Consider the following 22,022-nt stretch of genomic DNA (forward strand, 5'->3'; position numbering starts at 1 on the left):
CTGCGTCGCCTGCGACCTACGCCGAAGGCTTCCCGCAACCGTACCCGCTCTCCGCTTCCCCGACATCCTGCCCCGCCGGGTGACGGGACCAGCCCAGCGCGTCAGTTGTCCGTTTTGTCCGCGACTCGCCGTGACACCGGGCAGTCAGGAGCCGGAACTGTTCGCCGTGGGCGAACGCAGCAGCGCTACCAGCGATTCCAGGGCGTGGGAAACGGCCCCGGCCCGCACCGCCGCCCGGCCACCGTCGAGCCGCAACTCGTCGACCCGCTGCCCGGCCGGCCCGGCCACGGCCACGTACACCAGGCCCACCGGTTTGCCGTCCTGTGGGTCCGGCCCGGCGACCCCGGTGGTGGCGACGCCCCAGTCGGCCCGGCACACCCGGCGGACGCCCTCGGCGAGTGCGACAGCCACGTCGGGGTCGACCGCACCGCGGGTGGCCAGCAGTCGCTCGTCGACCCCGGCCAGGCTGGCCTTGAGATCGGTCGCGTAGACCACCAGGCCGCCCCGGAACACCGTGCTCACCCCGGCCACCTCGACGATCGTGGCCGCGAGCAGACCGCCGGTCAGCGACTCCGCGACCGCCAGCGTCTCGCGGCGCTCGACGAGCAGGTGCACGGCGGGAGCCGCGTCGCTCGGCTGCGGCACGACAACCTCCCGGCCGGACGAGAACATAACGCTCATGCCATGAGTCTGCCCGGCCGCGGCCCGGCCTAACCGGCCCGGCGAGCGGTGCGGCGCAGCCGGATCGCCTGGAAGACGTAGTCGAGGCCGGTCACCACCGTCACCACGACGGCCGCGCCCATGATCCACGGACCGACCGGCTGGACCGCGTCGGGCACCGGCCACAGATACCAGGCGATGGCCAGGATCTGCAGTGCGGTCTTCAGCTTGCCGCCCCGGCTCGCGGCGATCACCCCGTAGCGGATCACCCAGAACCGCAGCAGCGTGACGCCCCACTCGCGGGCCAGGATCAGCACCGTCACCCACCAGGGCAACGCGTCGAACCAGGAGAGCAACACCAGGGCCGAACCGGTCAGCGCCTTGTCGGCGATCGGGTCGGCCACCTTGCCCAGCGAGGTCACCAGCCCGTAGCGGCGGGCGATCCAGCCGTCGACCAGATCGGTGGCGGAGGCGACCGCGAAGGTCAGCGTGGCGGCGATCCGCCAGCCAGCGTGCTCCAGTTGCGACGCGACCACCAGCGCCACGAAGACCGGCACCAGCAACAGGCGCAGGGCGGTCAGGGCGTTGGCGGCATTGACGACAGGAACGACGGTGGGGGCGGGATCCACCTCGGTCACCGGCGAGCCGCCGGGGACCGCAAGGCGTCGGGATGCGGCAGCGTCTCGACGGCTGAGGACGGCCGGGCACTCAGCATTTCCAGGGGTACGGCCACCAGGTCTACCCCCTCGGACGAAAGGACCTTGGCCCGGACGAGGTCGCCGGGTCGCAATGCCGCCAGGTCGACCGAGCCGTCGCCGACCAGCGTGGTCGAGCCGTCGACCTCGGGGGCCTGGTGCTCGCCGCGGCCCTCGACAACCCCGTCGTCGACGGTGTCGACCAGCACCTCGACGGTGCCGCCGACGCGGTCTTCGGCGCGCTGCGAGCACAACTCGTCGGCCAGCGCGGCCAGCTTGTCGTAGCGCCGCTTGATCGTGGTGGCCTTGACCTTGTCGGCGAAGCCGGCCGCCTCGGTGCCGTCTTCGTCGCTGTAGTCGAACACGCCGATCGCGTCGAGGCGGGCCTCGGTCAGGAACCGGACCAACTCGTCGACGTCGCCGCGGGTCTCGCCGGGGAACCCGACGATGAAGTTGGACCGCGCTCCCAGCTCGGGCGCCAGCGACCGGGCCGAGGCGAGCAGCTCGAGGAACCGCTCGGTCGAGCCGAACCGGCGCATCCGGCGCAGTACCGGCTCGCTGGCGTGCTGGAACGACAGGTCGAAGTAGGGCGCGACGCCCGGGGTCGTCGCGATCGCCTCGACCAGGCCGGGCCGGGTCTCCGCCGGCTGCAAATAGCTCACCCGCACCCGGACGATGCCGTCGACGCGCGCGAGCTGCGGCAGCAGCTTCTCCAGGGCCCGCGGGTCGCCCAGGTCCTTGCCGTAGGACGTCGAGTTCTCGCTGACGAGGACCAGTTCGCGGACCCCGGTGCCGGCCAGCCACTCGGCCTCGGCCAGCAGTTCGTCGGGCGTACGCGAGACGAAGGCACCGCGGAACGCCGGGATCGCGCAGAACGTGCAGCGCCGGTCGCAGCCGCTGGCCAGCTTGAGCGACGCCACCGGGCCACCGTCGAGCCGGCGGCGCAGTACGCCGCGCAGGTGGGCCGGAGTGTGCTCGTCGACGACGGCGCCGTGCCCCGGCTGCACCACGGCAGCGGCGCGGCGGGCCACCGGGGTCAGCGGCAGCAGCTCGCGCCGGTCGCGCGGCACGTGCGCGTCGATCGTCTCGCCGGCCAGCACGGCGTCGAGCCGGGCCGCGATGTCGGGATAGTCATCGAAGCTCAGCACCGCCTGGGCCTCGGGCAGGCTGTCGGCCAGTTCGCGGCCGTAACGCTCGGCCATGCAGCCGGCGGCGACCACCTTGGCGCCGGTGTCGGCGGCGGCCATCAGCGTCTGGATCGAGTCGTGCTTGGCCTTCTCGACGAAACCACAGGTGTTGACCAGGACCACGTCGGCACCCTCGCCGTCGGTGGTCACCTCCCAGCCACCACCGTGCAGGCGGGCGGCCAGCTCCTCTGAGTCGACCTCGTTGCGGGCACAGCCCAGGGTCAGCAGGGCGACCCGGCGGCGGGCAGCATCAGTCGAGGAGGAAGCGGACACCTCACGAGGGTACCGGGCCGGTCGCCGGGTGCTTACGAGGACGCCGACGTCAGCAGCGCCGCGACCCGGTCGAGGAGGAACACCTCGGTGCCGGCGAGCCCCACCGAGACGAACACGCTGATCTCGTCGGCCGTGGTGCGGCCGGGCAGCGCGCCGGCCGCGATCGCGCCCAGGTCGCGCGGTGCGTCGCCGGCCAGCAGCAGCGGCGGGTCGTAGGCACCGGCCTGGGCGGGCGAGTCGGTGGCCAGCACCGCGGCCCGGGCCAGCAGGTCGAGCCCGTACTCGGCCCGCCCGCGCTGCTTGAAGCCGACCAGGTTGACGTGGGTGCCCGGGGACAGGTCGGTCGCCGCCAGCACCGGGCGCTCGCTGGTGGTCGCCACGACCACCACGTCGCGCCCGCGCACCGCCTCGGCCGCGCTCTCCGCCGGCGTCGCGGGCACCCCCAACTCGGCGCGCACCCGGGCCGCGAACGCCGCCCGCCGGGCCGCCGAGCGGCTGAACACGCTGACGGCGCGCAGCGGCCGGACCGCCGCCGCGGCCCAGAGCTGGGTCCAGGCCTGGCGGCCGGACCCGATCACGCCGACCGTGCCCGCGTCGGGCCGGGCGAGCAGGTCGACGGCGGCGCCGCCGAGCGCCCCGGTGCGCCGGGAGCCGATCTCCTCGCCCACCGCGATCGCCCGGATCCGCCCGTCGCCGGCGTCGTGCAGCACCACGAGTTGTTCGCCGTCGGCGTGGCCGAAGGTGTCGTAGGAACGGAAGCCGTACCACTCGTCGGCGAGGTGCCCGGCGGTCATCACCAGCCGGCCGCCCTCCAGCACCGCGCTGGCCCGGGGCGGCGCGATCAGGCGACCCTCGTGGGCGGCCACCAGCGCGTCGCGCATCGCGGCGACGGCGGTCGACGCGTCGAGCCGGGCGGCCACGTCGGGATCGGTCAACAGCAGCGGCACGAACTCATCCTTGATGGTGAACCTGGGTTGAGGTCAAGTAAGGTCGTGCGTGGCGGCGCCGCTTTCGGCGCCTACCCCGGACGAGTGGCGCTCCGTACCCGGCCGAGCAAAGACGGCGCGCACCACATCATGCATCCTGTCGACATTGTCGAGATCGTCGGTTCCCTGCTCATCCTCGTCGCCTTCGGGGCCTCGCAACTGGGCAGGCTCGACGCCCATTCGGTGCCCTATCTGGTGCTCAACATCGCCGGCTCCGCCGTGTTGGCGGTGATCGCGGCGGCCCAACAGTCGTGGGGGTTCCTCCTGCTGGAGGGCACCTGGGCGATCGTCTCGGCGGCGTCGCTGGCGGCCCGGGTCATTCGACGCGCAGACCCGCCAGCGTCTCCTCCAACTCATCGGGCTTGACCAGCACGTCGCGCGCCTTCGAACCCTCGGACGGCCCGACGATGCCGCGCGTCTCCATCAGGTCCATCAGCCGGCCCGCCTTGGCGAAACCGACCCGCAGCTTGCGCTGGAGCATCGAGGTCGAGCCGAACTGCGAGGTGACCACCAACTCGATCGCCTGGATCAGCACGTCGAGGTCGTCGCCGATGTCTTCGTCGATCTTCTTCTTCGGGTCTTCGGGCTTGGTCAGCACGTCGGGGCGGAACTCCGGCTCGCGCTGCTTCTTGCAGAAGTTGACGATGTCGTTGATCTCGTTCTCGCCGACCCAGGCGCCCTGGATCCGGACCGGCTTGGACGCGCCCATCGGCAGGAACAGCCCGTCGCCGCGGCCGATCAGCTTCTCCGCGCCGGGCTGGTCGAGGATGACCCGCGAGTCGGCCAGTGACGAGGTCGCGAAGGCTAGCCGGGACGGCACGTTGGCCTTGATCAGGCCGGTGACAACGTCGACCGACGGGCGCTGGGTGGCCAGCACCAGGTGGATGCCGGCGGCCCGGGCGAGCTGGGTGATCCGGACGACCGAGTCTTCGACGTCGCGCGGCGCGACCATCATCAGGTCGGCCAACTCGTCGACGACGACCAGCAGGTATGGATAAGGCCGGATCTCCCGCTCGCTGCCCGGTGGCGGCTTGATCTGCCCGGCCCGCACCTTGCGGTTGTAGTCGTCGATGTGCCGGACGCCGGCCGCGGCCAGGTCGTCGTAGCGCATGTCCATCTCGCGGACGACCCAGTCGAGCGAGTCGGCCGCCTTCTTCGGATTGGTGATGATCGGCGTGACCAGGTGCGGGATGCCCTCGTACGCCGTCATCTCGACGCGTTTCGGGTCGATCAGCACCAGCCGCACCTCGTCGGGCGTGGCCCGGCTCAGGATCGAGACCAGCAGCGAGTTGAGGCACGACGACTTGCCGGCGCCGGTCGCCCCGGCGATCAGGATGTGCGGCATCTTCGCGAGGTTGGCGACCACGTAGCCGCCCTCGATGTCTTTGCCGAGCGCGACCACCATCGGGTGCGGGTCGGAGGTCGCCGCGTGCGAGCGCAGCACGTCGCCGAGCGCGACGTCTTCCCGGTCGGAGTTGGGGATCTCGACGCCGACCGCGCTCTTGCCCGGGATCGGGCTCAGGATCCGCACGTCGGGCGACTTGACCGCGTAGGCGATGTTGCGGGACAGCTGGGTGATCCGCTCGACCTTGGTGCCGCGACCGAGTTCGACCTCGTAGCGGGTGACCGTCGGGCCGCGGGTGAAGCCGGTGACCGCCGCGTCGACGTCGAACTGCTCGAAAACGCCCTGGAGCGCCGCGATCACCTCGTCGTTGGCCCGGCTGCGGGTCTTCGGCGCGCTGCCGCCGCGCAGCAGGTTCGGCGGGGGCAGCAAATAAGCGCCCTCGATCGCGTTGATCGCGAGTTGCTCGGCCCGGGTCGGCATCGGCGAGTGCGGCGGCGGCTGCTTGCGCACGGCGGGCACCTTCGCCGGCGGGGTGCGCGGCAGCGCGACCGTGTCGTGCACGACCTCGTCGTCGCCGATCTCGGCCGGCTCGTCGTCACCGAGGCCCAGCACCTTGCTGCTCTGCCGGCGCCGGGTCGACCGGCGGCGGGCGGCGGGCGGCGGCTCTTCCTCTTCCTCGAACTCGTCGTCTTCGTCGGTGCGGGCCGACGGCGGGGCCGGCCGGCCGAGCAGCACCGCGACCAGCATGCCGAGCCGCTCGGGCACCTTGTTGATCGGCGTCGCGGTCACCACCAGCACGCCGAAGAGCAGCAGCAACACCAGCAGCGGGACGGCGACCCACTGCGTGAACGCCCGCTCGAGCGCGGTGCCGAGGCCGGCGCCGATCAGGCCGCCGGCGTGGTCGCGCTGCGCGGTGTCGATCGGCGACTGGCCGATGTGCAGGATGCCGGCGACCGAGAGCAGCAGCGAGCCCCAGCCGACCAGGCCGCGGCCGCGGTGCTCGGGCTCGGCCAGCGGCCGCATCAGCCGGATCGCCCAGAACAGCAGCAGCACCGGGAGCGCGACCGCGATCGCGCCGATGAACAGCCGGACGCCGTCTTCGATCCGCTGGCCGACCGGGCCGGCGGCGGAGAACCAGACCGCGACGCCGGTCAGGATCGACAGGCCCAGCATGAGCAGGCCGGCGCCGTCGCGGCGGTGCTCGGGGTCGAGGTCGCGGGCGGTGGCGGCCTGCCGGCCGAGGCCGCGGACCACCCAGCCGACGCTGTGTGCGACTCCCATCCAGAGGGCACCCCCGGCCCGGCCCACCAGGACCGCCATGCCGTTGGGCTGTCGCCGGCGGTAGGTCGAGCGGGCCCGGGTGGTGCTGGTGGTGCGGCCGCGGGTGCTCGTGCCGGCCCGGCTCGGCGTCGCGGCGCGACGCCGGCTCGTCTGCGTCGCGCGGCCGGGCATGGTCTCACGGTAAGGGTGGCCCCGCCACGAGGCGCGCCACCACGCCGCGACAATCGCTCGGCTTTCACAACAGTGGCTGACCGCGACCCGCCGCGCCTATCATCGCGGGCGTGGTATCGCCGGGCGGAACGCTGTTGCCCCTGACCAACGACCTGATCGCGGGCGTTCTCGACGGGCATGGCTACGCGTTCGCCCAGGACCCCGACGGTGACCTCGTGGGTCGCTGGGACGACAACCTGATCTACTTCTTCCGGCTCGGCCGCCAGGGCGAGATCCTCCAGGTCCGCACGCTGGTGAGCCGGGTCTTCGGCATCGACGACGTGCTGCCCCTCTACGACTTCTGCAACGCCTGGAACCAGGACAAGCTCTGGCCGAAGGCGTTTGTGCACGTCAACGACAACGGCACGGTCCGGGTGCTGGGCGAGGTGGTGGCCGACCTCGAGCAGGGCGTCAGCGCCGACCAGCTCGACCAGTTGCTCGCCTGCGGCATCACCAGCGGCTGCCAGCTCGCCGACGCGCTGGAAGGCTTGACCCTGTGAGCGATGCCCTGGCCGATGCCCGCGACCTGCCGCCCGGCCCCGAGAAGGTGGCCGAGCTCGACGCGGTGGTGTCCGCCGCCGACCGGGCCGGCGACGTGCGGCTCGGCTTCGAGGCCCGGTTGGACCTGATCGACGCCTGCCTCGACGCCGGCGAGCCGGCCCGGGTGCTCGGCCTGTTCGCCTGGGTCCGGGCGGCCGCCGACCGCGAGCCGATGCTGTTCACCGACACCGAACTCGCGCTGCTGCGCTACTACCACCTCTGGGCGGTCGGCACGTTCCGGGCCTCCCCCGCGGTCGGCCGGGCCGAGGCCGAGGCGCTGCTCGACGACCTCGAACGCCGGTTCCGCGAAGACCAGCGCCCGCTGTTCGCCGTGTACCGGCTGCGCGCGGAGCTGGCCGACCACGTGGGCGACGTGGCCGCGGCCAAGAAGTGGCTGGCCCAGTGCGACGCGGAGCTGCCGCCGCCCGACGACCCGGAGTGGTTCGCCGACGACCGGGCCGCCGGCGACACCGGCTTCTGCGCGGCCTGCTACCCCGCCGACCGGGCCTTCCTGCACGCGGCGTGGGGCGAGTGGCAGGCGGCGGTCGACGCCGTCGAGCCGGTTCTCCGCGCCGCCGCCGCGTGCCCCGAGCAGCCGGAACGCGCGCTGGCCGCGGCGATGATCCCCTACCTGCACCTGGGCCGGTTCGACGAGGCGGCGGCGGCGCACCTGCGTTCCTACCGCCGGCACCGACTCGACCGGGCGTCGTTCCCGCTGCTCCCCGAGCACCTGCGGTTCTGCGCCCTGGCCGGGCTGGCCGGGCGCGGCGTCGACCTGCTCACCACCCACCTCGGCGACCTCGACGAGCCGACCGACGAGCTGACGGCGATGCGCTTCGCCGCGGCCGGCACGCTGGTCTGCCGGCGGGCCACCGCGGAGGGGATGGGCGACCGGCGGGTGCACCGGCCCACCTGGGGCGACCGACCGGCCGCCGACCTGTCGGTGCGCGAGCTGGGCACCGTGCTCGCGGGGGTGGCGGCCACCCTGGCCGCCCGGTTCGACGCCCGCAACGGCACCGACCACCAGTCCCGGCTGGTCGGCGACTGGCTGGCCGAGCTGCCGGTCGCCGCGATCCGGCTCGACGAGACCCCGGTCAGCCCGCTGACCCTTGAATCGATCATGGAAGTGCTCGACGAGCGCGACGACCGCTACACGGTCGACGACGACGGGATCGTCAGCGGCCGCTGGCCCGGCAGCTACATCCAGTTCGAGCGGCTCGGCGAGCGGCAGGAGATCCTCCAGGTGCGGGTGGTGGCCGAGCGCAGCCTGCCGGCGGCCCGGATCGCCGAGGCCTACGAGTTCTGCAACGCCTGGAACCACGACAAGCTCATGCCGAAGGCCTACGTGCACGACGCGGGCGAGGGCCACCTGTTGCTGGCCGGCGACGTGACCACCGACCTCGAACACGGCGCGACGGCCGGCCAGTTGGCCGCCCTGATCAACGCGGCGGTGGCCACCGGCACCGCGTTCGCCGCGGCCGTGGCCGAGCTGCCCTAACCCACCTTCTGGCCGACACCGACGGCGTCGGCCCGGGCCCGGGCGCGGCGCCGGCGGAGCACGAAGAAGCCCACGTAGGAGACGAGCACGATCAGCGCCAGCACCGCCTGCGCGATGTGCACGAACCGCTCCGGATAGAGCACGCCCTCGATGTAGGTGTCGACGAAGCCCCTGGTCAGCGGCGCCTCACCGGCGTGACCGCGGGCCCAGTTCTGCCCGTAGGTCAGTGGGCAGTTGAGGCCGAAGCCGATCAGCGCGATGCCCCAGCCGATGGCCGGGAGGTGGAACCAGATGGCCTTCGGCCACTTCCAGGCCAGAAAACCGCCGAGCAGCACGTACGCCATGAAGGCGAAGTGCAGAGCCAGGAAGACGGTCGCGAGCTCTTTCCAACCCACGCCTGCGAGCGTATGACGGATCTCGCGGCCGTTTCGTGAGTACGCGAACCCGGCTTACCGCGGGTTGAAGTCGGACATCTGGTCCTGACCCCGATAGATGACGCCATAGCTCGACTCCGGCACCTCGACGAACGCGTCCGGCAGAACGCCCAGCGGCTCTGAAACCACCAGCCGGGCCCCGTCCGGGATGCGCCGCAGGTTCTCCACCTCCGGGTGCAACGCGCGCAGGTCGGTGACGTCGCGCGAGTAGAACAGGGTCCGCGACCGGTGCGCGCTCGAATAGCGGAAAGCCCAGATCCGCTCCCCCTCGGTGGTGGCCACGGTCATCTGCACCGGGTCCTGGATGCCGTGCCGTGCGGCGGTCGCCTCGACGAAGCCGACCGCCCGCTCCACCGCCGTCACCGGGTCGTCGCGCAGCCCGTACGTCAGCGCCAGGTAGAACAGCGCCTCGGAGTCGGTGGTGCCCTGGACGTGCGGGTAGAGCGCCGGGTCGACAGCCAGCAGCAGGTCGCGCCGCATCGTGGCGAAGTCGCGCACCGACCCGTTGTGCATCCACAGCCAGCGCTCGTGCCGGAACGGGTGGCAGTTGGTCTCCTGCACGGCCGTGCCCGAAGAGGCCCGCACGTGCGCGAAGAACAGCGGTGAGCGGATGTGCTCGGCCAGGTCGCGCAGGTTCAGGTCGCTCCACGCCGGCAGGATGCCGCGGAACCGGCCGGGCGTCTGCTCCTCGACCGGGTCGGTCGGATACCAGCCGATCCCGAAGCCGTCGCCGTTGGTCGTCTCGGCGCCCATCTCGGCGTGCTGACTCTGGTCGATCAACGAGTGCTCGGGCTTGTAGAGCAGGGTGTCGAGCGGGATCGGCGATCCGGAGTACGCCAGCCAGCGGCACATGGGAAGACAGCCCTTTCAGTGGTGGAACGAGGACGCGTCGGCGGCCGACCGGCGCGGCCCGGGCTGCCGCTCCAGTTCGGCCAGCGCCCGCGCGAGGTCGGCGAGCAGCAGATCGGCCATGTCGTGCGAGAAGCCGTTGCGCACCACGACCCGCAGCACGGCGAGGTCGGTGCGATCCTTCGGGAACGTGTAGGCCGGCACCAGCCAACCGGTCTCCCGCAACGCCCGGGACACATCGAAGACGTTGTACGCCGTGACGTGCGGCGCCGTGGTGAACGCGAACACCGGTAGCTGGTCGCCGCGGCTGACCAGCCGGAACTGGCCGGTGTCGGCGATCTTCCCGGCCAGGTAGGTGGCCACGTCGCGGGACGCCTGCTGCACCGCCCGGAAGCCCTCGCGGCCGAGCCGCAGGAACATGTAGTACTGCGCGATCACCTCGGCACCGGGCCGGGAGAAGTTGAGCGCGAACGTAGGCATGCTGCCGCCCAGGTAGTTGACCTCGAAGACCAACTCCTCCGGGAGCAGTCGCCGCTGCCGCCAGAGCACCCAGCCGACGCCCGGGTAGACCAGGCCGTACTTGTGACCACTGGTGTTGATCGAGGTGACCCGTTCGAGCCGGAAGTCCCAGACCAGGTCCGGGTCCAGGAAGGGCGCGATCATCGCGCCGGACGCGCCGTCGACGTGGATCGGGATGTCCCAGCCCTTCGCCCGCTGCACCTCGTCGAGCGCGGCGGCGATCTCCGCGACCGGCTCGTAGGAACCGTCGAACGTGGACCCGAGCACGGCGACCACGCCGATGGTGTTCTCGTCGCAGCGGGCGACCGCCTCGGCCGCGGAGAGGTGGAACCGGTCGCCCTCCATCGGCACCAGGCGCGGCTCGACCTCCCAGTAGTTGCAGAACTTCTCCCAGCAGACCTGCACGTTGCCGCCCATGACCAGGTTGGGCCGGCCGCCCATGGCACCCTTGGCCCAGCGCCGCTTGAGCGCCATGCCGGCGAGCATGCAGGCCTCGCTGGACCCGGTCGTCGAGCAGCCGATGGTGTCGGCCGGGTCGGGCGCGTGCCAGAGGTCGGCCAGGACCGTCACGCAGCGCCGCTCGATCTCGGCGGTCAGCGGGTACTCGTCTTTGTCGATCATGTTCTTGTCGGCGCACTCGGCCATCAGCACGCCGGCCTGCGGCTCCATCCAGGTGGTCACGAACGTGGCCAGGTTCAGCGCGGCGTTGCCGTCGAGCAGCAACTCGTCGTGGATGAGTTGGTAGGCGACGTCGGCCGGCACCGGGTCGGCACCGAGCGCGTCGATCGGCGGCGTGATCTCCCGGGCGATGTCCGGGTTGGCGACCGTCGCCACGATGTTGCCGGCCCGGTGGGGCGGCCGGGCGTCGGGCGTCTTCCCCCTGTGCAACGCCATCCGGGCCTCCTCGGTCGTCCGACCCGTTCAGGCTATTGCGCCGGGCTCGCGACCGATGTCGGATTTGCCGGTTCGATAAATCGCTTGATCACCTTCGCGCCCCTCCGGTACGAACACGGCATGCTGCGTGGCGAAAAGGTGCTCCTGCGGGCCCGGCACGACGACGACGTGCCGGCGCTGCACGCCGCACTGCACGACGACGTCGCGATCCGGTCCCGGGCCGACACCCGGCCCTGGCGGCCGACGCCGGTCGGCTCGTCGCCGTTCGTGCCCAAACCGCCCAGCGACGAGGCGGCCGTCTTCACCGTGGTGCGGCTGGCCGACGACGCCGTCGCCGGCTCGGCACTGCTGTGGGGCATCGACGTGCACAACCGGCTGGCCCACGTGGGCATCTCGCTGCTGCCCGCGATGCGCGGCAGCGGCCTGGGCAGCGACACCGTCCGGGTGCTGTGCCGCTACGCCTTCCAGACCCTGGGCCTGCACCGGTTGGGGTTGGAGACGCTCGCCGACAACGCCGCGATGATCGGCGCGGCCGAGCGGGTCGGCTTCCGTCGTGAAGGGACCCTGCGCGACAACGGCTGGGTCGACGGAGAGTTCGTCGACGAAGCGATCTTCGGCCTGCTCGCGGGCGAGTTCGAGCAGGCCTGAGCCTCATACCTGTCCCGCTCCTGGGGGATTTGGCGCAGCCGTACACACCGGTAACTTCGGGCATATGGCCTGGTTCCTCAACCCCGCGTTGACCCGCTTCCGCAACGAGGTCGACAGCCGCTGGCCGCGCCGCGACCGGACCTCCGACGGCACCATCGGCGACCTCGCGCACCAGGCGACCAGTTCCGACCACAACCCCGACCGCGACGGTTCCGTCGACGCCTGGGACATGGACGTCGACGGCGTCGACGTGCAGAAGGTCATCGCCGCCGCGCTCAAGCACGAGTCGATCCAATACGTGATCTACAACCGGCGGATCACCAGCCGGTCCTGGGGGCTGGGCACCTGGCGGCCCTACACCGGTCCCAGCCCGCACACCGAACACGTGCACTTCAACACCAGGGAATCGCACGAGAACAGCACCAAACCCTGGTTCACCGATCAGCCGGAGGACGACATGTTCGAGGCCCGTGACCGCGACGCCCTGACCAGCGCGAACTTCCGTGCCCTGGGGATCTACCAGGATCTGGACACGGTCAGCTTCAAGGTCAGCAACGGCAGCGTCCACACCGAGCGCAACGTGGCCAAGGCGGCCCGGATCGCTCTGGAGCAGAAGGTCTCGGCCGTGCTCACCGCGCTGTCCAGCGTCGACGAGGCGGTCGCCGCACAGTTGCGCGGTCAGTTCGCCGAGATCGACGCCGGCTTCGCGGAGACGAAGGCCGCGATCGACGGCGTCGACGAGGCGGTCCTCGAAGGACTCGGTGCGCTGTCGACCCCCGAGGAGCAGGCCAAGACGCTGCGTGTCGTGCTCGGCGACCGGGCCAAGGAGATCGGGCTGCTGCTATCCCAGGGCTGAGGCCCACTCGGCGCTGTTGGCGCCCAGATAGTCGGCGACGCCACGCCAGAACGCACCGTCCTCGGTGAAGATCCGGGCCCAGGGTTGACGGCCGTCGCGCGCGCCGGTGGCCAACAGGTCGTACATCGCGCCGGCGTTGACCCCGAGCAGGCTGGCCAGGGCCGGCCGCAGGCCGGGTGCGAGCCCGTAGCCGTCGACGAACGACCGCAGCCGGGCCGCCGACTCCGCCACCGGCTGCTCGGGACGCATCCCGCAGCAGGTCAGGCCGGCGTACGCGAGTTCCCAGGCCCGCGACCCCGGGCCGGCGTTGTCCCAGTCGATCAGCACCCAGCCGCGCGCAGCCCGAACCAGGTTCCACGGCGCCGCGTCGTGATGGCAGATCACCTCGCCGACTGGCGAGCCCGGCACCCCGACCGGCGGGATCTCGACGTGCCAGCCGGCCCCCGGTGGCGGCGTGAACGAGGCCGTGGCCGCGTGCAGGTCGCGCAACAGCCGGCCGAGGTCCGGCAGGTCGCGCGGGTCGATCTCCATCGTCATCTCCCCGGGCACGAACTCCAGCACCTGGCGGCCCTGCTCGTCGCGACCCAGCGGACGCGGTGCCCCGGTGAAGCCCACCTCGTGCAGATGCGTGAGCAGCGCGTCGACGGCATCGGTCTGCGGGCCGGCCGGGCGCCGGACCGTGTCACCGATCCGGACCAGGCCCTCGGTGACGTTGCCGGTCAGCCGGTCTTCGTCGGGTCGCACGCTTCCAGCACCTCGCGGATCACATAACGCGCGTTGTCGGCGAACGCGGGATTCGTCTGGTGGTAGTAGACCAAGGCGATCACCGCCATCGCCAGCGCGCGACCGCGGCCGCGTCGCCAGGTCTGGTCGTCGGCGTCGAGCGCCGCCCGGAACACCTCGCGGGCCTCCGGCGTGAGCAGGTTCCACGCGACGATGAGGTCGCAGGAGGGGTCGCCGACCCCGAGCGTGGCAAAGTCGATCACGGCGGCCAGCCGGCCCCGCGGGTCGACCAGCAGGTTGCCGGGCATCAGGTCGGCATGCAGCCAGACCGGCGGCCCCGCGTAGTCGGGCACGGCGACGAGGTCCGCGTCCAGGGCGGCGCCGATCGCCGCGAGTTCCGCCGGGTCGAGCAAGCCGGCCAGGCCGGCCAGCGCCTCGCGCGCCGGCGGGTCGAGCGCGGAGTGGCCACCACCCCGGTATGCGGCCGGCGGATCGAGCCATGGGTCGCCCGGCTCCTGGCCCGCCCCGTCCCGGTGGCGTCCGCTCGTGCCGGGGCCTCCCGGCGCCTGGCCCGCCCCGTCCCGGTGGCGTCCGCTCGTGCCGGCGTCGCCCGGCGCCCGGCCCGCCCCGTCGCGGTGGCGGCCGCTCGTGCCGGGGTCGCCCGGCTCCTGGCCCGCCCCGTCGCGGTGGCGGCCGCTCGCGCCAGGGTCGACCGCGCGCATCGCGCGGACGAAACCGGCCAGGTCGGCCGCCAGCCCTAGCGGGTCGGTCAGCGTCCCTTCGACCGGCACGGTGCCGGGCAGCCAGCGGTAGACCGCCCACGGCCACGGGTAGCCCTCCGCCGGCAGTCCGATCCCGAGTTGCTCCGGTATCGCCACCGGCAGCCGCGGCGCGAGCAGCGGCAGCCAGGTCGCCTCGGTCTCGATGTCGCCGAGCGACCAGTCCACCCGGGGCAGCCGCACGACCAGATCGGTGCCGATCCGGAACAGCGCGTTGACCGTGCCCGACGATGCGACCGGCGTGACCGGTAGCCCCGCCCAGCGCGGGAACCGCGCGGCCACCAACCGCGTGACGAGGTCGCCGGTGACGGCGAACTCGCCCTCGTGCATCGGCACCGCCGGTCAGACCTCGACGACGGTCGGCACGATCATCGGGCGGCGCCGGTAGGCGTCGTTGACCCAGCGGCCCACCGTCCGCCGCACGATCTGCTGGAGCTGATGCGGGTCGGTTATGTTGTCGGCCGCCGCCCGGCTGAGCGCCTCGGTGATCAACGGGATGACCTGGTCGAACGCCTCCGGGTTCTCGGAGAAGCCCTTCGCCGACACGGCCGGGCCGCCGACCACCTTGCCGGTGACCGAGTCGATCACCACGGTGGCCGCGATGAAGCCGCCGTCGCCCAGCATCCGGCGCTCGGTCAACAGCGACTCGCCGATGTCGCCGACGGCCAACCCGTCGACGTAGATGTAGCGGTTGGGCACGTGCCCGACCAGCCGGGCCTGGCCCTCGACCAGGTCGACCACGTCGCCGTCTTCGCAGAGGACCACGTTCTCCGGCGAGATGCCGGACTCGACACCGAGCCGCGCGTGCGCCCGCAGGTGTCGCCACTCGCCATGCACCGGCAGCAGGTTGCTCGGTCGCACGACGTTGAGCAGGTAGAGCAGCTCACCGGCCGGCGCGTGGCCGGAGACGTGCACCTTGGCGACGTCTTTGTGGATCACGTTGGCGCCGGCCCGGGAGAGCTGGTTGATCACCCGGTAGACCGAGGTCTCGTTGCCCGGCACCAGCGAACTGGCCAGCACCACGGTGTCGCCCTGGGCGATCGTGATGTGCCGGTGGTCGCCGGTCGACATCCGGCCGAGCGCGCTCATCGGCTCGCCCTGCGAGCCGGTCGACATCAGCACGATCCGCTCCGGCGGGGCCTGCATCGCCTCGTCCATGCCGACGACCAGCCCCGGCTCGATGCGGAGCAGCCCGAGATCGCGGGCGATGCCCATGTTGCGCACCATCGAGCGGCCGATGAAGGCCACCTGCCGGCCGTGCACCGCGGCCGCGTCGAGCACCTGCTGCACCCGGTGGACGTGGGAGGCGAACGACGCGACGATGACCCGGCCGCGGGCCTTCGCGAAGATCGCGTCGAGCACCGGGCCGATCTCCCGCTCCGGTGTCACGAAGCCGGGGATCTCGGCGTTGGTCGAGTCGGAGAGCAGCAGGTCGACGCCCTCGGAGCCGAGCCGGGCGAAGCCGGCCAGGTCGGTGATGCGGCCATCGAGCGGCAACTGGTCCATCTTGAAGTCGCCGGTGTGCAGCACCAACCCGGCCGGCGTGCGGATGGCGACCGCCATCGCGTCCGGGATGGAGTGGTTGACCGCGAAGAACTCGACGTCGAACGGCCCGAGTTGCTCCCGCTGCCCCTCGGCGACGGTCAGCGTGTAGGGCTCCATCCGCCGTTCCTGCAGCTTGGCCTCGACCAGCGCGAGGGTGAACTGCGAACCGACCAGCGGGATGTCGGGCTTGTGGGCCAGCAGGTAGGGCACGGCGCCGATGTGGTCTTCGTGGCCGTGGGTGAGCACGATGGCCTGAACGTCGCCGAGCCGGTCCAGGATCGGGCCGAAGTCGGGCAGGATCAGGTCGACGCCGGGCTGTTCGACGTCGGGGAAGAGCACGCCGCAGTCGACGATCAGCAGCTTGCCGTCGTATTCGAAGACGGTCATGTTGCGGCCGATCGCGCCGAGGCCGCCCAGTGGGGTGACCCGCAGGCCCCCCGCGGGCAGCGGCGGTGGCGGTTCGAGCTCGAGGTGGGCCAGTGTCATGCAGGAAGCTCCAGTCCGCACGCGGCGGCGTCGGCGCGCAGTTGCGCGACCTGTTCCGCGGTCGCGTCGACGAGGGGCGGCCGGACCGGCCCGGCGGGCAGGCCCTTAGCGGCAAGCCCGGCCTTGACCAGAATGGTGCCCTGGGTTCGGAAGACACCGGTGAACAGCGGCAGCAGCCGGCGGTGCAGCGCGAGCGCCTCGGCGACGTCGCCGCGCGCGTACGCCTGGATCATCTGCTTGGTCTGTAGACCGGTGAAATGGGTCGAGGTGCCGACGATGCCGACCGCGCCGATCGCCAGCATCGGCAGCGTCGTGGCGTCGTCGCCGCAGTAGAACGCGAGGTCGGTGCGGCTGAGCACCCACGAGGTCGCGGTCAGGTCGCCCTTGGCGTCCTTCACGCCGACGATGCGCTCGTGCGCGGCCAGCCGGACCAACGTCTCGGTCTCGATCGGCACGCCGCTGCGGTGCGGGATGTCGTAGAGCAGGATCGGCAGCCCGCTGGCGTCGGCGACCGCGGTGAAGTGCCGGTAGAGGCCCTCCTGCGGCGGCTTGTTGTAGTAGGGCGTCACCACGAGCAGGCCGTGCGCGCCCGCCTTCTCGGCACCGACAGCGAGCTCGATCGTGTGCCGGGTGTCGTTGGTGCCGACCCCGGCGAGCACCTTGGCCCGGTCGCCGACCGCCTCGACAGCGGCCCTGACCAGGGCCTCTTTCTCGCTGTCGGTGGTCGTCGGCGACTCGCCGGCGGTGCCGTTGATCACCAGCGCGTCGTTGCCCTGCTCGTCGACGAGGTGGACCGCCAGGCGCTGGACACCGTCGAGGTCGAGCGACCCGTCGGCGGTGAACGGCGACACCATGGCCGTGATCAGCTCGCCGAACGGCCGCGCTGCAGAATGCTCCTGCGTCATGCTGACAAACCTAGCGGAAGCCTGGTGGGCGGCGGTCTCGTCCGGTCGGGTGCGGGGCACCTGGTTTCTCCTGCTATGACCCTTCGGCGTAAGGGGTGCTGGCGACCTCGCTGCCGTCCGGAAGCGTGCTGATCGTGAAGTCGGCGAAGATGTTGGGCGCGACCCGCTGGAGCTGGCGGAGGCACTCGACGGCGACCTCGCGGATCTCCACGTCGGCGGCCTCGGTGGCCCGCAGCGCGATGAAGTGCCGCCACGCACGGTAGTTGCCGGTGACCACGATCCGGGTCTCCGCGGCGTTGGGCAGCACCGCCCGGGCCGCCTGGCGGGCCTGCTTGCGACGCAGCGTGCCGTTGGGCTCGTCGGCGAACTTCTGCTCCAGCCCCTCCAGCAGCTCGTTGTAGGCCCGCACGCTGGCCTCGGCGGCCTCCACGAAGGTCTTGTGCAGGTCGGGGTCGGCGGCGATGACCTCGGGCTCGACCATCGCGGCGTCACGGCCCGGGACATAACGCTGTGAGAGCTGCGAGTACGAGAAATGCCGGTGCCGGATCAGCTCGTGGGTGAACGAGCGGGACACCCCGGTCAGGTAGAACGTCACCGAGCCGTGCTCCAGCACCGACAGGTGGCCGACCTCGAGGATGTGGGCGAGATAGCCGGCGTTGGTCGCGGTGACCGGATTCGGCTTCTTCCACGACTGGTAGCAGGCCCGCCCGGCGAACTCGGCGAGCGCCTGGCCGCCGTCGGCGTCGGTGCTCCAGGGCACGTCGTCGGGCGCCTCGAACTGGGTCCAGGCGATGATCCTGACCTGCGGCGGAACGATCTCTGGCACGGCGCCCCCTCTGCCTCGCGCAACTCGGCAGACTCTAACCCTCGCGGTCTCGTGACGGCTCGCGACACCACGATGCCGTCATTGTGTCTTGCGTTGACGTCACTTCGATGGCATAGTGACGTCATGGACATCGCACCGTTCGTCGAAGGCCTCCGCCGCGACCTCAACGCGGCAGCCGCACCCGGTGGTCCCGACGTCGCCCGCGCCGCCGAGCTGCTGTCCGGCTCGATCGACGCGGCCGCCCGGCTGGCCCTGCTCGACGCGCTCGGGCAGGCCGCCGACGAGGTCACGACCAAGCTCACCTCCGCTTCGGTCGAGCTGCGACTGCGCGGCCGCGAGCCGGAGCTGGTGGTCACCGAGCACCTGCCTCAGCCGCCCGCGCCCCCGGCGCCGCCCGCACCTCCGACGCCGCCGGGCGCCACTGCGACGTCACCTGACGCCGCTGGTGACGTCACCCGGATCACGCTACGCCTTCCCGAGGGGCTCAAGGACGCCGTCGAGCGCTCCGCCGCCGGCGAGGGCATCTCGGTCAACGCCTGGCTCGTCCGGGCGATCGGCAGCGCCGTCGCCGGTGCCGCCGCCGCGCCGCCCGCCCCACCCGGCGGCTGGCCCACCCCTCCCGGCCGGGGACGCCGACACATCAGCGGCTACGGCCGCGCCTGATCACCCCTCGTCTTCTTCAGAAGGAGCAGCCACCCATGCCCGAGTTCCCGGTCGACGGCCCCATCACCGTCGCCTTCAAGATCGGTTCCGGCTCCGTCGACGTCGTGGCCGAGGAGCGCACCAGCGCCTACGTCGAGGTCGGCCCGGCCGACCGCCGCGGCGAGTCCCAGCGCCTGGCCGACGAGACGGCGGTCGAGCTGCAGGGCCAGACCCTGTCGATCGTCACCCCCAACCAGAACGGCTTCCGGCTGCGCGGCGGCTCGGTCGCGATCCGGGTGCACGTCCCGCTGGACAGCGCGGTCAACGGCAAGTCGGCGTCGGCCGACGTCACCTGCCGCGGCCGCATCGGTTCGGTGCAGGTGGACGCCGCGTCCGGCGACATCCGGGCCGACCACGTCAGCGGCGACGCGGCCGTCAGCACGGCCAGCGGCGACGTCCGGCTGGCCCAGGTCGACGGCGACCTGCGCACCAAGAGCGCGTCCGGCGACCTGCGCGCCCAACAGGTCGGTGGCGCCTTCACCGGCAAATACGCCAGCGGCGACGTCCAGGTCGAAGAGGTGGGCGGCGACATCTCGGTCGAGTCGGCCTCGGGCGACGTGACCATCCGCAAGGCCCAGCGCGGCACGGCCAGGATCAGCACCGCGTCGGGCGACGTCCACATCGGCATCCAGCCCGGCACCGGCGTCTGGTTCGACGTGCAGACCCTGTCCGGCACGACCCGCAACGGCCTGGACATGAGCACCCCGGGCCCCGACGGCGACGCCGCCACCGACAACCAGATCAGCCTGCAGCTGCGCACCATGAGCGGCGACATCGACATCCACCGCGCCTGACCGCGAAAGGACTGCATCATGTACGAGAACCCGCAGATCCTCCTCAACCTCGCCAACGAACGCCAGCGCGGCATCCGCCGGGCCGCGGCCCGCCGCCACCTGGCAGTCCGCGTGGCCAGGGCCATGCGCCGCGACCGGGACGACGGCGGCCATCAACACCGCTGACCGCACCGCCCACAAGGGACCCGTCAACTCGGTTGGCGGGTCCCTTGGTGTTCAGCCACCACAGCGAGCTCGGGCTGGAGATTCCGCCGGCCGCGGTCCCGCTGATGCTCGTGATGTATGGCGGAGCGCGGTGTTCGCCGGGCCGGTCGAGGCGGTGACGCGAAATGCGGTGCGGCCACCCGCGGTTGCGATCGTCGAAGGTGGACTCGCGGCCGCACGCGGAAGCGACCGGCCTAGACGTAGAACCAGTTGAACGGCGCCCACGGCAGGTTGCGGAGCACGGAGAAGGCGAGCCAGGCGCCCATGAAGATGGCCAGGGCCACCGGTGGGATGCGCAGTTGCGGCAGCTTCCAGCCGAAGGAGCGCTTCGCCGCCCACGCGATGTAGAGGTAGACCACGAAGGGCACCGCGAAGACGAAGACCAGGTGGTGGCGGGCGGCCGCGGCGACGTCGCCGTGCAGCAGGTACCACGCGGCGCGGGTGCCGCCACAACCCGGGCAGTCGAGGCCCGTCGTCAGCTTGAGGATGCAGGTCGGCGGTGCGTCGGGGGCACTGTCGGTCGGGTTGGTGATCAGCGTGTAGCCGACCGCTCCCCCGATGCAGCCCAAAACCGCCAGCGGCGCCAGCCAACCCGGGACCCGCTCCAGCATCCGCAGGTAGGCCCGCCCGACCCGGCCCTTCCGCGGCTCGGCGTAGGACGGCGCCAGGAAGGCCGGCGGCACGCTGCCGTCGGCGGCGACCCCCGCCGCGCCCGCGTCGGCATACCGCGCCGGCTCGGCGCCGTCACCGGCGTGCAGCGCCACCGCGCCCGCCGGTGCGTCGGCAAATCGCGCCGGCACCGCGCTGTCGCCGGCGTGCAGCCCCGCCGCGGCGTCGGCGTGGGGCGTTGGCCCGGCCGCGTTCCCAGCCGGTGACATGTCGGCTTCCGCTCCCGGGAATGCCTGTGTGGAGGCCGGGTTGGGCGCGGGGGTCATGGCGTCACGCTACACCGGCCGTGCTTGCCAGCGCGGCGGCAACCGGACCACCGAGGTCGCCGCCCTCGGGCGACGCGACCGACTCCAGGCCGAGCCAACCCGCGAGCCGCGACAGCTCGACGGCCAGCGCGCGCGCCGTCGCGACCCGGTCGACGCCGGGCTCGGCCCAGGCCGCCGGCACGCGCAGGATGCCGGCCTTGCGGTCGGCCTTCAGGTCGACGCGGGCGGTGAAGCGGTCGCCCTGCAGGAAGGGCAGCACGTAGTAGCCGTAGACGCGCTGGGGCGCCGGCACGTAGATCTCGATGCGGTAGGTGAAGTGGAACAGCCGCTCGGTGCGGGCCCGCTCCCAGACCAGCGGGTCGAACGGGCTGATCAACCGGTCGCCGCGGACCTGGCGGGGCAGTTTGGCCGACGGGTGCAGGTAGGCCGGCTGCTTCCAGGTCTCGACCCGCACCGGGAGCAGCGAACCGTCGTCGACCAGCGACGCGATCGCCGCCCGGGCGCCCGCCACCGGCAACCGGAAGTAGTCGCGCAACTCGAACTCGGCCGCGACGCCCAGCGACCGGGCGGCCACCAGCACCAGCGTGCGCCAAGCCTCGATATCGGTCGGGGTCGGCGCGGCCAGCACCGAAGCCGGCAGCACCCGCTCGGGCAGGTCGTAGACCCGGGCGAAGGACGAGTTGCGGGACGCGGCGCAGACCTCGCCTGACCAGAAGAGGTATTCGAGGGCCTGCTTGACGCTCGACCAGTTCCAGCCCCAGTTGGACCTGTCGCGCGGCTCGTCGCGCTCGATCTCGGCCGCGGTCAGCGGGCCCGACGCGCGGACCTCGTCGAGCACCCACTTGACCAGGTCGGGCTGCTCGTCGGCGAACTTGCGCAGGCCGCCCCACTGGTGCTCGCGCGCCATCCGCCAGCGCAGCGCCGGCTGCAACTCGACCGGGATCAGCGACGCCTCGTGGCCCCAGTATTCGAACAAGGTGCGCGGCCGCCGATAGGCGGCCCGGTCGATCAGGGACGTCGGGTAGGGGCCGAGCCGGCTGTAGAGCGGCAGGTAGTGCGCCCGCTGCAGGACGTTGACCGAATCCATCTGGAGCAGGCCGGTGCGCGACACCACCCGGCGCAGGTGGCGGGCGGTCGGCACGCCCACCGGCGCCGGATCGGTGAAGCCCTGCGCGGCCAGCGCGATGCGGCGCGCCTGGGCCAACGACAACGATTCGGGTGCCACGGTTCGCACCCTAACCGGACCCA

General features: G+C 72.2%; 23 protein-coding genes and 1 riboswitch. Of the genes, 8 read left to right on the forward strand and 15 right to left on the reverse strand.

All coding sequences use genetic code 11. The annotated features are described in order from the left end of the window. Positions 1-144 precede the first annotated feature (144 nt). The 4 genes from AB0J74_RS29710 to AB0J74_RS29725 are packed head-to-tail and all read right to left on the reverse strand — an operon-like array spanning position 145 to position 3,762. Positions 145-672 (reverse strand): CinA family protein, encoded by a 528-nt coding sequence (locus AB0J74_RS29710; protein WP_363453841.1) that lies wholly within the window; start codon positions 670-672, stop codon positions 145-147. A 38-nt stretch (positions 673-710) separates the two neighbouring features. Further along, positions 711-1,289, reverse strand: a complete 579-nt coding sequence (gene pgsA, locus AB0J74_RS29715; protein ID WP_363453727.1) for a CDP-diacylglycerol--glycerol-3-phosphate 3-phosphatidyltransferase — start codon at positions 1,287-1,289, stop codon at positions 711-713. Between the two features lie 5 nt (positions 1,290-1,294). Further along, complete coding sequence (rimO, locus tag AB0J74_RS29720) at positions 1,295-2,815, reverse strand: 30S ribosomal protein S12 methylthiotransferase RimO (RefSeq protein WP_363453729.1); 1,521 nt, start codon at positions 2,813-2,815, stop codon at positions 1,295-1,297. A gap of 32 nt (positions 2,816-2,847) precedes the next feature. Beyond that, the gene (locus AB0J74_RS29725; protein ID WP_363453731.1) at positions 2,848-3,762 is read right to left on the reverse strand and encodes an ornithine cyclodeaminase family protein; all 915 of its coding nucleotides are present in this window, start codon (positions 3,760-3,762) and stop codon (positions 2,848-2,850) included. Between the two features lie 49 nt (positions 3,763-3,811). After that, positions 3,812-3,884, forward strand: a riboswitch (guanidine-III (ykkC-III) riboswitch). A gap of 7 nt (positions 3,885-3,891) precedes the next feature. On the opposite strand from AB0J74_RS29725, the gene AB0J74_RS29730 reads away from it, so the two are divergent. Next, entirely contained in the window at positions 3,892-4,167 is a 276-nt protein-coding gene (locus tag AB0J74_RS29730; protein ID WP_363453733.1) for a hypothetical protein, read from the forward strand. Here the strand turns inward: AB0J74_RS29730 and AB0J74_RS29735 are convergent. Beyond that, the gene (locus tag AB0J74_RS29735; protein ID WP_363453735.1) at positions 4,118-6,598 is read right to left on the reverse strand and encodes a DNA translocase FtsK 4TM domain-containing protein; all 2,481 of its coding nucleotides are present in this window, start codon (positions 6,596-6,598) and stop codon (positions 4,118-4,120) included. The two genes, AB0J74_RS29730 and AB0J74_RS29735, sit on opposite strands and share 50 nt — an antisense overlap. 110 nt (positions 6,599-6,708) lie before the next feature. Here AB0J74_RS29735 and AB0J74_RS29740 point away from each other — a divergent pair, with 110 nt between their 5' ends. Both AB0J74_RS29740 and AB0J74_RS29745 read left to right on the forward strand, forming a co-directional pair. Next, positions 6,709-7,137 carry a YbjN domain-containing protein gene (locus AB0J74_RS29740; RefSeq protein ID WP_363453737.1) on the forward strand — a complete coding sequence of 143 codons (429 nt, stop codon included), beginning with the start codon at positions 6,709-6,711 and terminating at the stop codon, positions 7,135-7,137. Beyond that, positions 7,134-8,675, forward strand: a complete 1,542-nt coding sequence (locus AB0J74_RS29745) for a YbjN domain-containing protein (protein ID WP_363453739.1) — start codon at positions 7,134-7,136, stop codon at positions 8,673-8,675. Before AB0J74_RS29740 ends, AB0J74_RS29745 begins: the two co-directional genes overlap by 4 nt. Here the strand turns inward: AB0J74_RS29745 and AB0J74_RS29750 are convergent. The 3 genes from AB0J74_RS29750 to AB0J74_RS29760 are packed head-to-tail and all read right to left on the reverse strand — an operon-like array spanning position 8,672 to position 11,371. Further along, complete coding sequence (locus tag AB0J74_RS29750; protein ID WP_363453741.1) at positions 8,672-9,070, reverse strand: DUF2784 domain-containing protein; 399 nt, start codon at positions 9,068-9,070, stop codon at positions 8,672-8,674. The genes AB0J74_RS29745 and AB0J74_RS29750 overlap by 4 nt on opposite strands. Before the next feature lie 54 nt (positions 9,071-9,124). Continuing rightward, entirely contained in the window at positions 9,125-9,961 is an 837-nt protein-coding gene (locus tag AB0J74_RS29755) for a class II glutamine amidotransferase (protein ID WP_363453743.1), read from the reverse strand. Positions 9,962-9,976: 15 nt separating this feature from the next. After that, positions 9,977-11,371: a glutamate decarboxylase gene (locus AB0J74_RS29760; protein ID WP_363453745.1), complete on the reverse strand. Its 1,395-nt coding sequence runs from the start codon at positions 11,369-11,371 to the stop codon at positions 9,977-9,979. A gap of 120 nt (positions 11,372-11,491) precedes the next feature. Between AB0J74_RS29760 and AB0J74_RS29765 the strand changes: the two genes are divergently transcribed. Both AB0J74_RS29765 and AB0J74_RS29770 read left to right on the forward strand, forming a co-directional pair. Continuing rightward, on the forward strand, positions 11,492-12,019 hold the full coding sequence (locus AB0J74_RS29765; RefSeq protein ID WP_363453747.1) for a GNAT family protein: 528 nt from the start codon (positions 11,492-11,494) through the stop codon (positions 12,017-12,019). A 64-nt stretch (positions 12,020-12,083) separates the two neighbouring features. Continuing rightward, positions 12,084-12,875 carry a hypothetical protein gene (locus tag AB0J74_RS29770; RefSeq protein ID WP_363453749.1) on the forward strand — a complete coding sequence of 264 codons (792 nt, stop codon included), beginning with the start codon at positions 12,084-12,086 and terminating at the stop codon, positions 12,873-12,875. Here AB0J74_RS29770 and AB0J74_RS29775 read toward each other — a convergent pair. From AB0J74_RS29775 to thyX, 5 genes are all read right to left on the reverse strand, one after another. Beyond that, positions 12,861-13,619 (reverse strand): phosphotransferase, encoded by a 759-nt coding sequence (locus tag AB0J74_RS29775; protein WP_363453751.1) that lies wholly within the window; start codon positions 13,617-13,619, stop codon positions 12,861-12,863. The two genes, AB0J74_RS29770 and AB0J74_RS29775, sit on opposite strands and share 15 nt — an antisense overlap. Beyond that, on the reverse strand, positions 13,595-14,707 hold the full coding sequence (locus AB0J74_RS29780; protein ID WP_363453843.1) for an aminoglycoside phosphotransferase family protein: 1,113 nt from the start codon (positions 14,705-14,707) through the stop codon (positions 13,595-13,597). The genes AB0J74_RS29775 and AB0J74_RS29780 overlap by 25 nt, the downstream gene beginning before the upstream one ends. 12 nt (positions 14,708-14,719) lie before the next feature. Then, entirely contained in the window at positions 14,720-16,408 is a 1,689-nt protein-coding gene (locus AB0J74_RS29785) for a ribonuclease J (RefSeq protein WP_363453753.1), read from the reverse strand. Further along, positions 16,405-17,313, reverse strand: coding sequence for a 4-hydroxy-tetrahydrodipicolinate synthase (gene dapA, locus AB0J74_RS29790; protein WP_363453755.1), 909 nt, complete (start codon positions 17,311-17,313; stop codon positions 16,405-16,407). The genes AB0J74_RS29785 and dapA overlap by 4 nt, the downstream gene beginning before the upstream one ends. Positions 17,314-17,386: 73 nt before the next feature. After that, on the reverse strand, positions 17,387-18,130 hold the full coding sequence (gene thyX / locus AB0J74_RS29795) for an FAD-dependent thymidylate synthase (RefSeq protein ID WP_363453845.1): 744 nt from the start codon (positions 18,128-18,130) through the stop codon (positions 17,387-17,389). Positions 18,131-18,262: 132 nt separating this feature from the next. Between thyX and AB0J74_RS29800 the strand changes: the two genes are divergently transcribed. The 3 genes from AB0J74_RS29800 to AB0J74_RS29810 are packed head-to-tail and all read left to right on the forward strand — an operon-like array spanning position 18,263 to position 19,800. Then, on the forward strand, positions 18,263-18,802 hold the full coding sequence (locus AB0J74_RS29800) for a hypothetical protein (protein ID WP_363453757.1): 540 nt from the start codon (positions 18,263-18,265) through the stop codon (positions 18,800-18,802). 35 nt (positions 18,803-18,837) lie between these two features. After that, complete coding sequence (locus tag AB0J74_RS29805) at positions 18,838-19,635, forward strand: DUF4097 family beta strand repeat-containing protein (protein ID WP_363453759.1); 798 nt, start codon at positions 18,838-18,840, stop codon at positions 19,633-19,635. 18 nt (positions 19,636-19,653) lie between these two features. Beyond that, positions 19,654-19,800: a hypothetical protein gene (locus AB0J74_RS29810; RefSeq protein ID WP_363453761.1), complete on the forward strand. Its 147-nt coding sequence runs from the start codon at positions 19,654-19,656 to the stop codon at positions 19,798-19,800. A gap of 233 nt (positions 19,801-20,033) precedes the next feature. Here the strand turns inward: AB0J74_RS29810 and AB0J74_RS29815 are convergent, their stop codons facing one another. Together AB0J74_RS29815 and AB0J74_RS29820 are read right to left on the reverse strand one after the other, a co-directional pair. Continuing rightward, a complete protein-coding gene (locus AB0J74_RS29815) occupies positions 20,034-20,774 on the reverse strand; it encodes a DUF2752 domain-containing protein (protein WP_363453763.1) in 741 nt (246 codons plus the stop codon). A gap of 4 nt (positions 20,775-20,778) precedes the next feature. Beyond that, complete coding sequence (locus AB0J74_RS29820) at positions 20,779-21,999, reverse strand: crosslink repair DNA glycosylase YcaQ family protein (RefSeq protein ID WP_363453765.1); 1,221 nt, start codon at positions 21,997-21,999, stop codon at positions 20,779-20,781. Between the last annotated feature and the right edge of the window lie 23 nt (positions 22,000-22,022).

The sequence above is a fragment of the Asanoa sp. NPDC049573 genome, from assembly GCF_040676615.1.
Classification (GTDB): domain Bacteria; phylum Actinomycetota; class Actinomycetes; order Mycobacteriales; family Micromonosporaceae; genus Asanoa.

Coding starts and splice junctions, on each gene's coding strand:
- AB0J74_RS29765 (WP_363453747.1), top strand. CDS start 11,492: ATGCTGCGTGGCGAAAAGGTGCTCCTGCGGGCCCGGCACGACGACGAC.
- AB0J74_RS29800 (WP_363453757.1), top strand. CDS start 18,263: ATGGACATCGCACCGTTCGTCGAAGGCCTCCGCCGCGACCTCAACGCG.
- AB0J74_RS29770 (WP_363453749.1), top strand. CDS start 12,084: ATGGCCTGGTTCCTCAACCCCGCGTTGACCCGCTTCCGCAACGAGGTC.
- AB0J74_RS29805 (WP_363453759.1), top strand. CDS start 18,838: ATGCCCGAGTTCCCGGTCGACGGCCCCATCACCGTCGCCTTCAAGATC.
- AB0J74_RS29710 (WP_363453841.1), bottom strand. CDS start 672: ATGTTCTCGTCCGGCCGGGAGGTTGTCGTGCCGCAGCCGAGCGACGCG.
- AB0J74_RS29760 (WP_363453745.1), bottom strand. CDS start 11,371: ATGGCGTTGCACAGGGGGAAGACGCCCGACGCCCGGCCGCCCCACCGG.
- dapA (WP_363453755.1), bottom strand. CDS start 17,313: ATGACGCAGGAGCATTCTGCAGCGCGGCCGTTCGGCGAGCTGATCACG.
- AB0J74_RS29810 (WP_363453761.1), top strand. CDS start 19,654: ATGTACGAGAACCCGCAGATCCTCCTCAACCTCGCCAACGAACGCCAG.
- AB0J74_RS29785 (WP_363453753.1), bottom strand. CDS start 16,408: ATGACACTGGCCCACCTCGAGCTCGAACCGCCACCGCCGCTGCCCGCG.
- AB0J74_RS29815 (WP_363453763.1), bottom strand. CDS start 20,774: ATGACCCCCGCGCCCAACCCGGCCTCCACACAGGCATTCCCGGGAGCG.
- AB0J74_RS29755 (WP_363453743.1), bottom strand. CDS start 9,961: ATGTGCCGCTGGCTGGCGTACTCCGGATCGCCGATCCCGCTCGACACC.
- AB0J74_RS29735 (WP_363453735.1), bottom strand. CDS start 6,598: ATGCCCGGCCGCGCGACGCAGACGAGCCGGCGTCGCGCCGCGACGCCG.
- AB0J74_RS29730 (WP_363453733.1), top strand. CDS start 3,892: ATGCATCCTGTCGACATTGTCGAGATCGTCGGTTCCCTGCTCATCCTC.
- AB0J74_RS29780 (WP_363453843.1), bottom strand. CDS start 14,707: ATGCACGAGGGCGAGTTCGCCGTCACCGGCGACCTCGTCACGCGGTTG.